Source organism: Glaciecola sp. MF2-115 (assembly GCF_047250385.1).
GTDB lineage: Bacteria > Pseudomonadota > Gammaproteobacteria > Enterobacterales > Alteromonadaceae > Glaciecola.
In genome coordinates this window covers 17,177-30,906 of the sequence record NZ_JBLBVM010000043.1, presented here as the reverse complement: position 1 = coordinate 30,906, position 13,730 = coordinate 17,177, and the positions used below count along the sequence as shown (strand labels likewise).

Annotated in this window: 9 protein-coding genes; 5 read left to right on the top strand and 4 right to left on the bottom strand. The window is 42.7% G+C overall.

Annotated features, from left to right (window positions below; all coding sequences use genetic code 11):
* Nucleotides 1–26: 26 nt before the first annotated feature.
* Both recA and ACKLNX_RS05090 read right to left on the bottom strand, forming a co-directional pair.
* Nucleotides 27–1,076, bottom strand: a complete 1,050-nt coding sequence (recA, locus tag ACKLNX_RS05095) for a recombinase RecA (protein WP_412971553.1) — start codon at nt 1,074–1,076, stop codon at nt 27–29.
* A gap of 436 nt (nt 1,077–1,512) precedes the next feature.
* Nucleotides 1,513–2,232, bottom strand: coding sequence for a CinA family protein (locus ACKLNX_RS05090; protein ID WP_412971488.1), 720 nt, complete (start codon nt 2,230–2,232; stop codon nt 1,513–1,515).
* Between the two features lie 91 nt (nt 2,233–2,323).
* Here ACKLNX_RS05090 and mutS point away from each other — a divergent pair, with 91 nt between their 5' ends.
* The 5 genes from mutS (at nt 2,324) to ACKLNX_RS05065 (ending at nt 11,496) form a co-directional block, all read left to right on the top strand.
* The gene (gene mutS, locus ACKLNX_RS05085) at nt 2,324–4,984 is read left to right on the top strand and encodes a DNA mismatch repair protein MutS (RefSeq protein WP_412971487.1); all 2,661 of its coding nucleotides are present in this window, start codon (nt 2,324–2,326) and stop codon (nt 4,982–4,984) included.
* Nucleotides 4,985–5,426: 442 nt separating this feature from the next.
* A complete protein-coding gene (locus ACKLNX_RS05080) occupies nt 5,427–7,139 on the top strand; it encodes an amidohydrolase (RefSeq protein ID WP_412971486.1) in 1,713 nt (570 codons plus the stop codon).
* A 419-nt stretch (nt 7,140–7,558) separates the two neighbouring features.
* The gene (locus ACKLNX_RS05075) at nt 7,559–9,187 is read left to right on the top strand and encodes a CTP synthase (protein WP_412971485.1); all 1,629 of its coding nucleotides are present in this window, start codon (nt 7,559–7,561) and stop codon (nt 9,185–9,187) included.
* Between the two features lie 179 nt (nt 9,188–9,366).
* Nucleotides 9,367–10,668, top strand: a complete 1,302-nt coding sequence (gene eno, locus ACKLNX_RS05070) for a phosphopyruvate hydratase (protein ID WP_412971484.1) — start codon at nt 9,367–9,369, stop codon at nt 10,666–10,668.
* 177 nt (nt 10,669–10,845) lie between these two features.
* Nucleotides 10,846–11,496: a hypothetical protein gene (locus ACKLNX_RS05065; protein ID WP_412971483.1), complete on the top strand. Its 651-nt coding sequence runs from the start codon at nt 10,846–10,848 to the stop codon at nt 11,494–11,496.
* 52 nt (nt 11,497–11,548) lie between these two features.
* On the opposite strand, the gene ACKLNX_RS05060 is transcribed toward ACKLNX_RS05065, so the two are convergent.
* Nucleotides 11,549–12,178: a PEP-CTERM sorting domain-containing protein gene (locus ACKLNX_RS05060; RefSeq protein WP_412971482.1), complete on the bottom strand. Its 630-nt coding sequence runs from the start codon at nt 12,176–12,178 to the stop codon at nt 11,549–11,551.
* A 288-nt stretch (nt 12,179–12,466) separates the two neighbouring features.
* Nucleotides 12,467–13,714 (bottom strand): MbnH family di-heme enzyme, encoded by a 1,248-nt coding sequence (locus tag ACKLNX_RS05055; protein ID WP_412971481.1) that lies wholly within the window; start codon nt 13,712–13,714, stop codon nt 12,467–12,469.
* Nucleotides 13,715–13,730 lie beyond the last annotated feature (16 nt).

The window sequence follows — 13,730 nt, the reverse complement described above, 5'->3', positions numbered from 1 at the left end:
CACTAGAGGGCAGCGCTAAAATCTACTTACTCGTCTGCTTCAGCTTCCGCCGCTTCTGCAAGCGCTTCTTCTTCAACTTTTTTAGTCTTGGGCATGAGCAGTTCGGCACGTATTAAACCTTCAATTTCTTGAGCCATTTCAACGTGCTCTTTTAAGTATTTAACTACGTTTGCTTTACCTTGACCGATACGTTCGCCATTGTAGCTGTACCAAGCACCTGCTTTTTCAACTAGCTTTTGCTTAACGCCTAAGTCGATAAGTTCAGCTTCTTTCGAAATACCAGCGCCGTACATGATCTGGAATTCGGCTTGTTTGAATGGAGGCGCGACTTTGTTTTTCACTACCTTCACCCGAGTTTCGTTACCGACCACTTCATCGCCATCTTTGATTGCGCCGATGCGACGAATATCTAAACGTACAGATGCGTAGAACTTAAGTGCGTTACCGCCTGTTGTCGTTTCTGGGTTACCAAACATCACACCAATTTTCATACGAATTTGGTTAATGAAGATAACTAATGTGTTTGAACGTTTGATGTTTGCGGTTAGTTTACGTAATGCTTGAGACATTAAGCGAGCTTGCAAACCAACGTGTGAATCACCCATGTCGCCTTCAATTTCAGCTCGTGGTGTAAGTGCCGCTACTGAGTCGACAATAACGACGTCAACCGCGTTTGAACGCACTAACATGTCACAAATTTCTAATGCTTGTTCACCGGTATCAGGCTGTGACACGAGTAACTCGTCAATGTTCACGCCGAGTTTCTCAGCATAAACGGGGTCAAGAGCATGCTCTGCATCTACGAAAGCACAAGTTTTGCCTTTCTTTTGAGCTTCAGCGATAACTTGTAATGTAAGGGTTGTTTTACCCGAAGACTCAGGACCATAAATCTCAACAACACGGCCACAAGGCAAGCCGCCTATGCCTAAGGCAATATCGATAGTAAGTGAACCTGTTGATATCGATTCAATATCTAATGCTTGGTTGTCACCTAAACGCATAATTGCGCCTTTACCGAATTGCTTTTCAATTTGACCTAGAGCAGCGTCTAATGCGCGGTTCTTATTTTCGTTCATGCCTTTGTCCTCGTTACCGGTTCTTCTTGCTGGTGCTGTCTTTTTTTGTTTTTCAGCTGATTTTTTTAACATGGCCATCGCTCCTAGGTGTCGTCAATTTTGTTTGGTTAGTGCAGTGATTACTCACCTTACTAATAATTTGTTCACTGTTATTTGTTTAGCAAATACAACACTCACCAAACTTTGTTTTCATTAGTTGTCTTTGCCGAAAATCCACTTTTTAAATGGAGCTAAACCAACACACCTAATCATTTATATCGCAAGTATACTGTATAACCATACAGTTTCAACAGGCAATTTAAAAATATTTTTAAGATACTGAAATTATAATGTTTTTTGTTTGAAATCGGATTTAAATAATCGTTAGCAAACTGAAAACCACTGTAGAAAAATAGGTCTTATACAGTAGTTATAACGAATTCTAACGAAAAAAAGATTAGGAGTTAACTAGACTGACGATCAGTTCTTTTAGGGCGAGATGTATTGCTTGTTCTCTTACTTGTTGTCTGTCACCACTAAAACATCTGGAAAAACAACGTGTGGTCACTGAATAAGTTATGTTGTCTTTGATGATAGTCTTTTCGTTAAGTGTAGAATTATCTTTAAAAGCTGGAGTTTCTTTAAGAACTGCTTTTCCTTTGAAAGCGCTACTTTCTTGGGGAGAGACATTGTCCTTGAGTAAGGAACTGTCGTCTAGCAAAGCATCATCTTTGATTACAGCACTGCTTTTTAAAACAGCAGTCTCTTCGTCTTCAGGTTTCACTTCAAGCATCGCAATCGCAAACCAAACCAAGCCAACAGGTTTTGAAGGGCTTCCGCCGCCTGGCCCTGCTATCCCACTAATTGAAACACAAAGATCCGCGCCGCTTTTATGCAAACCACCTTCAGCCATTTCACGCACAACTTCCGACGATACCGCGCCAAATTTAGCCAATGTGTCTAATTTAACGCCCACTTCTTCATGTTTGGCTTGGTTTGAATAAGTCACCCATGACTTCTCAAACCACTGTGACGAGCCAGCCACTTCTGTAATAGCATAAGCAACGCCACCGCCTGTACATGACTCAACCGACGCAACTTTCTTGTTTGCGGCTAATAAGTCTGCCCCTAAAGAGCGAGCGAGAGATCCCACATTTTTTGCACTTAAGTTTTGCAAAGTCTATTTATATCCCTGTGGTTTTCATTACAATGGCACCACATATTAAAGACAAGCTGAAGCTGTCACAATAGAAACCTGTTTAAAAAGCATGCCAAACAATAAAAATAATAAAGCGAAAGCGAGCTCACCGGCTAACACGCCAATGATGACGCAGTATTTAAAGATAAAAGCAGATCATCCCGATATCTTGCTGTTTTATCGCATGGGCGACTTTTATGAATTGTTTTTTGACGATGCGAAAAAAGCGTCAAACCTGCTTAATATCTCTCTCACTGCGCGCGGAAAATCAGGCGGCGAACCCATCCCTATGGCCGGCGTGCCTTATCATGCAGCTGAAAACTACTTAGCTAAACTCGTTAAAATGGGCGAATCGGTAGCGATTTGTGAACAAATTGGCGATCCTGCAACAAGTAAGGGCCCTGTCGAACGTGCGGTTCAGCGCATTGTGACACCCGGTACAGTGACCGATGAAGCTTTATTAGAGGAATCAAAAGACTCTGTTCTATTAGCCATTACCAAAGTGAAAGATGTGTATGGCTTGGCAACGATAGATATTACTAGCGGACAATTCATGATCTTCGATGCGCACAGTGATGAAGCCTTTCAAGCTGAACTTCAACGCATTCAACCAGCGGAAATTCTTTACCCTGAGCAATGCTCGTTCTTTCACTTAATAGAAAAGTGTAAAGGTTTACGCCGGCGTCCGCAGTGGGAATATGATATCGATACTGCGAACCTCAAACTCAACACACAATTCGGCACAAAAGAACTTGATGGTTTTGGCATTAATAGTAGTGCCGTCGCAATTGGTGCGGCAGGTTGCGTATTGCAATATGTGCAAGAAACACAACGCACTGCCCTGCCTCATTTACGCAAAATCAGCCAATACCGTGCCGATGAATCGGTGTTAATGGATGCGGCCACTCAGCAAAATTTAGAACTAACAAGAACCTTATCTGGCAGCACTGAAAACACGCTTTACTCCGTGCTGAACAACACCTCAACAGCAATGGGAAGTCGTTTACTGCAGCGTTGGTTGCACCGCCCCATCACGAACAAAGCAATGTTGTTATTCAGGCAAAATACGATTTCGGATGTGCAGCGACATGATTATTCCATGCTGCAAGACCACTTAAAACAAATTGGCGATATCGAAAGGATCCTTGCTCGCATGGCATTGCGTTCTGCGCGCCCGAGAGACTTTTCACGCTTAAAAGAAGCCTTGAATATTCTTCCTGATCTGCAGCAATGGTTGCGAGACTCTATTCCTTCGTCGGAGCATGATTCATTCAAAGTGTTCAGTAATGATATTGGCGAATACCCACGTGTTGCTGAACTACTGAACCAAGCGATTATTGACAACCCACCTGTTGTTTTGCGCGACGGTGGCGTGATTGCGGAAGGCTATTCTGAGGAACTCGATGAATTGCGTGCGCTTTCAAAAGGCGCAACAGACTTTCTTGATCAATTGGAAATTAAAGAACGTGAACGCACGGGAATTCCAACTCTCAAAGTAAACTACAATCGCGTGCATGGCTTCTTCATTGAAGTAAGTCGCGCCAATAGCGATAAAATTCCCGCTGATTATGTGCGCCGCCAAACTCTCAAGAACAATGAACGATACATTATTCCAGAACTTAAGGCCCACGAAGACAAAGTCCTGACGAGCCAAAGCAAGGCTTTAGCCTTAGAAAAGAAACTCTACGAAGCGCTTTTTGATGATATTGCGCCTGAATTACCAAGCTTAATGCAGAGTGCCGTCGCCTTAGCAACACTAGATGTACTGGCTAATTTCGCTGAGCGTGCCGACACCTTGAATCTACAGCGTCCACAGCTCGTTGAAGAGAACACCATCAAATACAGCGAAGGTAGGCATTTGGTAGTTGAAGAAGTGATGAACTCACCGTTCATCGCGAATCCATTGTTCATGGATGATAAAACGCGAATGCTAATGATCACCGGACCAAACATGGGCGGTAAATCGACATATATGCGACAAACCGCGCTGATTGTCTTACTCGCGTATGTAGGCTGTTATGTACCAGCGCAAGAAGCGCAGATTGGCCCCATCGACCGCATCTTTACTCGTATTGGTGCCGCAGACGATTTAGCATCTGGTCGCTCAACCTTCATGGTCGAAATGACGGAAACAGCTAACATTCTCAATAATGCAACGGCAAATAGTCTTGTACTCATGGACGAAATTGGCCGTGGCACCAGCACCTACGATGGCTTAAGTTTAGCTTGGTCTTGTGCACAATGGTTGTCGGAAAAATTGAATGCTTTCACCCTTTTCGCCACCCATTATTTCGAACTAACGAGTTTATCAGACAGCATTCATACCATTACGAACGTGCATTTAAGTGCAGTTGAACACAATGATGAAATTCGCTTTATGCATCAAGTTCAGCAAGGTGCCGCGAGCAAGAGTTATGGCTTGCAAGTAGCGAAGCTCGCTGGCGTGCCAAAAGCGGTGATTGATTCGGCGAAGCGTAAACTAGCTGAATTAGAGTTACTGGATGTGGTTAATGCGGATGCTGAAAAATCGGCTTCCACGAGCAGCGAAATTAAACAAGCGGAAAGTGAAGCCGTCGCAAAAGCAAGAGCCGAAACACAACTGAGCATGGCGTTTGAGGCTTCAGATTCAGAGCATTGGTTAGAAGAAAAGATCAAACAAATCGACATTGATGATCTAACTCCACGGGAGGCTTTAGCCTTACTTTATCAGTGGCGAAAAGAAGTTAAGTAAAAGTGACATGTTGATTGCTTGATATGTCGATTGGTTGATTGGTTAATTGCTTCAGTGTTTGATTGCTTGATTGAGTGTTTGATTGCTTGATTGAGTGTTTGATTGCTTGCTTGCTTGATTGAGTGTTTGATTGCTTGATTGAGTGTTTGATTGCTTGATTGATTGCTTGATTGAGTGTTTGAGTGCTTGAGTGCTTGAGTGCTTGAGTGCTTGATTGCTTGATTGCTTGATTGCTTGATTTCCCGATTTCTAGATTTTTAGATTTTTAGATTTTTAGATTTCTTAAACAATATTGCAACAAACCAATCTCATCAATTCAAAGCGAAAAACCTACACATTTCATCCCTAAAAGACTAGAAATCAGAACTAAATAAAGAGTAAGCTATTGTGATTAAAGCAATATTTAGCGCTCCCTTTCTACACAAGTAAGAAGGAAACTAACTTGAAAAAAATCACCTCAAATATGGTCAGTGTATTGAGCCTCACGCTATTTTTAACTGCGTGTGGTCAAGTCGATGAACTTGCGTCTCAAAACACAAAGGAATGCAAAGCCGCTGATTTAGTAATGCATAATACAACAATCTACACAGTAAATGAGGCACAACCTAAAGCAGAAGCGCTGGCTGTGCTGGGAGACAAGATTATATTTGTTGGCTCCAATTCAGATGTGTCTAGCTACCTATGCGGTGATGCGAAGATAATAGACATGTCCGGCAATTATGTTTATGCAGGCTTTACCGACAGTCATCAACATGTTGAAGGTGTAGGACAACGCCCGAAAACCTTGAGTTTGTTTGGTATCCCAAGTTTGCAACAAACCGTCGAAGCTATCGAGGAATTCGCGAATACAGTCCCCGCAGGTCAATGGGTACAAGGCAGAGGTTGGATTGAACGAGAGTGGACGGACGAACAACGCTTCCTTACGCGCTATGACGTTGACGCTTTCACTGCAAATAAACCGCTCTTTATGCCTCGTGCGGATGGCGTATCGGCTTTGGTAAATTCTAAAGCGCTGGCACTCGCTGGTATAAATAAAGACTCTCCAGATCCTATTGGTGGCAAATTTGAGAGAGATGCTAATGGTGTCCCGACGGGCTATGTCCTAGCGACGGCTATGGAGATTTTTCGTGAGCTCATTCCTCCCAAAACTCATGGGTATATTAAAGATAGTTTAGTACAAGGAATGAAACACAACGCGAGTTTAGGTTGGACTGGTACTCAAGACGCCGGTATGCCTTTCATAAATGTCGAGATTATGAAAGAAATTCACCAAGAAGGTGATATGGCAACGCGCATTTACGCTGCGGCAAATGTAAAAGAATCAAGCAAGATGTTTGCGCAAGGCCGCCAGGTTACTGAAGACAATATGTTTGATTTGAGAGGCATTAAGGTCTATATCGATGGTACCTTGGGTTCTCGCGGTGCTGCTTTATTAGAAAACTACGCCGATGCGCCTCACAACGGATTTATGAATCGCACGACAAAAGCTGAGCTTGAACCTATTTTACGCAAAGCCTTACGTGAAGGTATTCAGATTGAAACGCATGTTATTGGTGATCGCGCAGTACAAAAAGTCTTAGATTGGTACGAAGAAGCATTTAATGATGTACCAAAGGACCAACGTGCAGTTGAAGAACCGAGATGGCGCCTTGAACACGCACAAATTATTCCACCTGAAGAGCAAACACGTTTAATTAACTTAGGCGTTTTGCCATCGATGCAACCTAGCCACGGCATTGGCGATCTTAATTTCGCTCCCGACCGATTGGGTTCAGATAGGCTGGCTTATGCTTATCCGTGGCAACAACTTATCGAGCGTGGCTTAATAATATTAGGCGGCTCGGATGCTCCCGTTGAGTTAGGTGACCCTCGAATTGAGTTTTATGCCGCCATTGCGCGCAAAAGATTGGATGGCAGTTCTGATGATGGTTGGCATCCAGAGCTGGCGGTGAGTCGAGAGTCAGCACTCAAAATGTTTACGATCTGGCCTGCATATGGTGCGTTTCAAGAAAACATTCGTGGCTCAATTGAAGTGGGCAAATATGCTGATTTGACTATTTTTGATCGAGACTGGATGACAATTCCTGAAGCAGAGATTTTGGACTCTGAAACTGTCATGACGGTAGTGGGTGGTAAAATTCGTTATCAACAATAGTGGGTATCCACAATAGTAGCTATCAGTTTACTTAAGTGAGAACTTAAATCATTAAAACAGTACATGTAGACAAGCAATAATGGACGCCACTTATCATTGCTGAATGCACTCACAATGCATTCAGCTTATCCATTTGAAGCTATGGTGCCCTTAAGCAACAGATTTATTACTAATCCCACACAATTTTCATTTACTCTACGGGTAGTTTTTTAGTATACTATCCGCCCATCAAAGCACGCCTTCAATGTGCTTGAGGAACCATGATTCGGCCCTCGATAACAGTTTAATTTTAAGCGCTTATATATTTGAATATCGTTTACCAATAAACCTATCCAGCCCGTCATTTGTGTTCCGAAAAACAGCTTATACAAAATGGACTTTTAAAAGATTCCGTTCAACCCAAGTATCTTAGGTTTTGCATGACAAATTATATTTTCGTCACCGGTGGTGTTGTTTCATCACTAGGTAAAGGTATTGCAGCAGCATCCTTAGCCGCCATTCTTGAAGCACGAGGCCTTAAGGTCACCATGCTCAAACTCGACCCTTACATTAATGTTGACCCAGGCACGATGAGCCCAATTCAACATGGTGAGGTGTTTGTCACCGACGATGGTGCAGAAACCGATTTGGATTTAGGTCACTACGAGCGCTTCATTCGCACCCGCATGACCAAACGTAACAACTTCACAACCGGTCGCGTCTATGAAGAAGTCATTAAACGCGAACGTCGTGGCGATTACTTGGGCGCCACTATTCAGGTAATACCGCACATTACCAATGAGATTAAACGCCGCATTATTGCTGGCGCGGAAGGAAACGATGTCGCTATCGTTGAAATTGGCGGCACTGTAGGTGATATTGAATCACAACCTTTCATTGAAGCTATCCGTCAGTTAGGAACCGAAGTGGGGCGCGAGCATGCCATGTACATGCACCTTACACTCGTACCTTATCTAGCTGCATCAGGCGAAACCAAAACAAAACCAACCCAGCATTCTGTAAAAGAATTGCGCTCTGTGGGTATTATGCCTGACATCTTAGTTTGTCGTTCTGAAGTGCCACTGCCAAGCAATGAGCGTGCGAAAATAGCCTTGTTTACAAACGTTAACGAGAAAGCGGTTATTTCACTGCGCGATGCAAGCAGCATCTACAAAATTCCAGCGGCCTTGAAAGCGCAAGGTATGGATGAATTAGTCGTGAAGCGTTTTGGATATGACTGCCCAGAAGCCGATTTGGCAGAATGGGAACAAGTGCTTTATGCTGAATCGAACCCTACAGGCGAAGTCAATATTGGCATGGTCGGTAAGTATGTTGAGTTACCTGACGCATACAAATCAGTAAATGAAGCTTTAAAACATGCTGGTCTGAAAAATAGACTGACCGTGAATATTAAACACATCGACTCGCAAGATGTCGAAAGCAAAGGTATTCATATTCTTCATGACCTAGACGCAATCCTTGTTCCTGGCGGATTCGGTGAGCGCGGTATTGAAGGTAAAATTGCTGCAGCGAAATATGCACGTGAAAATGATGTGCCTTATTTAGGTATTTGTTTAGGCATGCAAGTGGCTTATATAGAATTCGCTCGTAATGTCGCGGGCATGGAAAATGCCAACAGCACAGAATTCGATCCTGATACACCATTCCCAGTTGTAGGTTTGATAACAGAATGGTTAGACGCCGACGGCGGCAAAGAGATCCGAGATGTTTCCGATGATTTAGGTGGTACTATGCGTTTGGGTAGTCAACTTTGTCACCTAGCGAAAGGCAGTAAAGTTGAAAGCATGTATGGCAGCACCGAAATTTTTGAACGCCACCGTCATCGTTATGAAGTAAACAACAACTTACGTGGTGAAATTGAAAAAGCCGGTTTGAAAGTAAGTGGTTTATCGACTGATAAAGCCTTAGTTGAAGTGATCGAAATTGAAGATCACCCTTGGTTTGTAGCAGGCCAATTTCACCCTGAATTCAACTCAACTCCGCGCGACGGACACCCCTTGTTCACAGGGTTTATCGCTGCCGCGGGTGAGTATATGAAGAATAAGTAGTGATCTTATTGTCATTACTGCGGAGGCAGTAATCTCCATCAAGGGACTGCACATGTAAGAACGGCGTGAGTAGTGGGAGGTTCTTGCCTTCGCAAGAATGACCGTGAGGCAAGAATGACGGTAAAAGAGTATAAACAACAAATTTAAACAAGTACCAACAACAAATAAAAGGAACAAAGATGGCGAATATTTCTCGCATTGTAGGTCGCGAAATTATGGATTCACGCGGAAATCCAACGGTTGAAGCAGATGTTTATTTGGAATGTGGTGCTATGGGGCGTGCTTGTGCTCCTTCAGGTGCATCAACTGGTTCAAGAGAAGCCTTAGAATTGCGTGATGGCGACAAATCGCGTTATTTAGGTAAAGGTGTATTGAAAGCCGTTGCCGCAATCAATGACAAAATAGCGCCCGTATTACTAGGTGTTGATGCTGACGACCAAGCCAACGTTGATCAAATCATGATTGACTTAGACGGTACTGAAAACAAAGAAGTACTTGGCGCGAACGCTATTTTGGCAGTATCACTTGCCGTTGCAAAAGCAGAAGCTATCAGCCAAAAAATTCCCTTATATGTGCACATCGCAAACTTGAACGGCACTCCTGGTGTTTATTCAATGCCAGTACCAATGATGAACATCATCAACGGTGGCGAACATGCTGATAACAACGTCGATATTCAAGAGTTTATGGTTCAGCCAGTTGGCGCGCCTTCATTCACCGAAGCCTTGCGCACAGGTGCTGAAATTTTCCATAGCTTGAAAAAAGTATTGTCTGCTAAAGGTTTGAATACCGCTGTAGGTGACGAAGGTGGTTTTGCACCTAACTTAACATCGAATGCTGAAGCATTGTCTGTCATTGTTGAAGCCGTTGAAAACGCGGGTTACAAAATGGGTACGGATGTTACCTTAGCACTTGATTGCGCAGCCTCTGAATTCTATAAAAATGGCCAATACGTACTAAGTGGCGAAAGCAAGTCTTTCGACTCAAATGGTTTCAGTGATTACTTAGCTGACCTTGCTGCTCAATACCCAATCCTTTCTATCGAAGATGGTTTGGACGAGAGCGATTGGGACGGTTGGGCTTACCTAACTAAAATCCTTGGTGATAAAGTACAGCTAGTAGGCGACGATTTATTCGTAACCAACACTAAGATCCTATCTCGTGGTATTGAAAATGGTGTGGGTAACTCAATCCTTATCAAATTCAACCAAATTGGTTCATTAACTGAAACCTTAAGCGCGATAAAGATGGCGAAAGATGCAGGCTTCACGGCAGTTATCTCTCACCGTTCTGGCGAAACTGAAGATGCAACGATTGCAGATTTAGCAGTGGGTACAGCAGCCGGTCAAATCAAGACAGGCTCACTATGCCGTTCTGATCGTGTTTCTAAGTACAACCAATTACTTCGCATCGAAGCAGAATTGGCTGAACTAGGCACACCAGCACCTTACAAAGGTCGCAGTGAAATTAAAGGCCAATAGGCGAACCTAAAGACTAGACTAATAGCCTGAAATAACGCGTTAAGTCCAATTAGCGCTATATTTTCATCGATAACTTTGCTTAAATTAGTCGAACTTAGGATAATTAATGAAAGCGGCATCTTAATGTATTAAGATGCCGCTTTATTTTTTGAGCATTGTGAACAAATAAACGACGTGATGAGCGACCAGCAACCCGATCAAACTAACATTTTTAACTTAGCAGAACAGTTTCCGAACGTTGCTGAGTTATGCAATGCTTTGTATGAAAGAGAGCTAGTAAGCCTTGCCACCAGCAATATCAAAGACCCTACCCTATTAAAACGAAAACTCAGCGGTCTTACTTATCATATTAAGAACGCGGCTGAATTTCTCATTAACGAACCCACTCCCATTGACGTTGATGTTCATAATGGCACTTGGAAATCCAAGCAAAGTAATAAGTGCCCTGCGGCGAAACCTGCAACTAGTGACGACGAAATTGCTAAAGCCGAAAAGTGGTTCAAGCAACACCATTATCATGGCGCTGTTGTTTGTATTTATGTGAATGATTACGGTAACGAACATATTGAGCTGGATTCAATTGATATGATCCCTACCCCAGCAAACAAGCTTCACACCAATAAATACGGTTGGTTTGCGCTAAATGGCGAGTCGCTTGAAGCATCTAAAACACACGTAACACACCGATTAGTTAAGCCCAACAAAGCCATATTGAGTGCAGCTTGCAGTGGACATACATGGAATACGAAAGGGAAGTCGACGCCGCGAGCTTTGAGTTTGCGAGAGTTGTTGTTATCGACGAATATTAATTGGAAGACGTTTAAGTAGTTTTCAAAAACAAGAAAGGGGAGCATAAACTCCCCTCATAAGCGCTTCTGAATTACAATTTTCTAAATTTGCGTCCAAACACTAAACCCGCAACACATAATCCTAACAAGGACAATGTAGAGGGCTCAGGAATTCTAGCTGTTAGTTGATTATAGTTCTGAGTTTGTGCATCAGAGAAGGCAACTTCTAGGTTTGCGCCACCACCATTTTCAAAAAAGTACAATTCAAATGCATGAATGCCTGAAGCTACTGCTGAACTGAAATAATATTGAGGTGGATGTAATGTAGGGTCACTCAACACAGTCACTCCATCAATCAATACAAACACACCATCATCATTCCACGTTCTTATTATGCTGCTTGTTAAAAATTCAATTGTTCCAGTGATTCTAACAAAAAATGTGTCGTTAATTGCAGCACTTGAACCAGACCAAACTGGCGCATCGGAAGGCCACAAGTTAAACCCTGCAAAATTACCGGGAGAATTTGTATCACTAAAATCGATGACACTAAAGCTTGCAGTGGTGCTTGCGGCATTAGCATTGGCATAGCTTTGCATATTTGACAAGCTAGTAGACCAATAATTATCATATTGCTCGACTATAAACGCCGCATTAGCTGACATCGAAATTGATGACAACAATGCAATCAGCATCGTACTTCTTTTAATCCATTTAATCATTATCGGTACCTTTATTATTATTCCGTAAACTACGTGTAGCATTGTGCTACTATAAACAGACAAGCAAAGTTCAGACCACAACATAAAACACAATAATATCAGCCACTTGCACTAGCGTAAAAGACAAAAGTTATTTATATGTAAAATTATCTGACAGGTAAATTAGGAGCGTCCCGCGCAAAAGCCTAATTTAGGTTGACTCTGCACACTGCCTATTTTTCTTGAATTTCTAAAGTGGTATGTCCAATGCACTAAACTATTGGGTGCTATTAGCTTCGCTTAGGGTTTTTACTGCAACCCAACAAACTCATAATCCGTTAAACTTTCTAAAAAGTTCAGCAAATCTTGCTTCTCTTCATCCGTAATATCAAAGCCCTGTACAAATGGGCTTTTCAGTGGATTTTTAATACCTTCACCACGCCCACCTGCTGCGTAAAAGTCTATGACTTCAGACATTGTCGCCATGGAACCATCATGCATATACGGCGCGCTTAGCATCACATTGCGTAAAGTAGGCGCTCTAAATTTACCGACATGAGTAGGGTCAAAAGTGATATCGGCTAAACCTTGATCGTTATTCGCATAGTTCCCTTTCCCATCCACGTTATACAAGCCTGTATTGTGAAACGAAATTAGGTCGAGCTTCTGCATTGCGTGCTTACTCGATTGTGTGAAGTTAAAGCCGCCATGACAATGAAAGCATTCCAACTTTTCAGAGAAGAACAAATCCATCCCTCTTATGGCAGAATCGCTCAAAGCTTCGTCTTCATTGAAGTAAGCATAGCGGTCGAAGCTTGAATTAAAGGATGTCAGGCTTCGCACAAAAGCAGCCAAGGCTTTTACAATGTGGTCAAAATGAATGTCTTCATCACCAAAAACCTCATTAAAGTCAGCACGATAATCACCTAAGCGGCTAATGATGTCTGCTTCGTTGCCTGTGACACCCATTTCAACTGGGGCTTCATTGAATAGCGGTATTAATATTTGATTTTCGAGAGTGCCCAAACCATTATCCGCCCAAGTAAAACTGCCGTTATAAGCTACGTTCACCAAAGCCATGGAGTTGCGTTTTAATACTTCCCCAGTTGTTCCCACTGAGGTTTCTCTTGGCTCGGCAAAGGCGAATGCTTTGATATGACAAGACGCACATGATTGCTGCTGATTAAAGGATAAGCGCACGTCGTTAAACAATCTTTCGCCTAAAGCCACTTTTTCCTTTGTCATTGGGTTGTCCGCTGGAATAATTGGCTCTGGAAAACCGGCAGGGATATTCCATTGATAAGGTGTAGTTTGCTTTTGAGGCGAACAAGCCGCTATGAAGAGAAATGCTAAAGTTGAAAATACTTTAGTTATTGAGCCTTTTTTGAAGCCATTATGCTTTAACGCTCCTTTCCTGAAACTTCCTTGATTCAAAGCACTTTGATTAAACTCTCTTTGGATGAAAGCTTTATGATTGAAGCATACTTGCTTGAAGTCACATTGCTCAAAAACTCTGTGGATAAAGACTATCGGAGCAAAGAAAACCTTCTTCAACATAAAAGACCTAACGCCA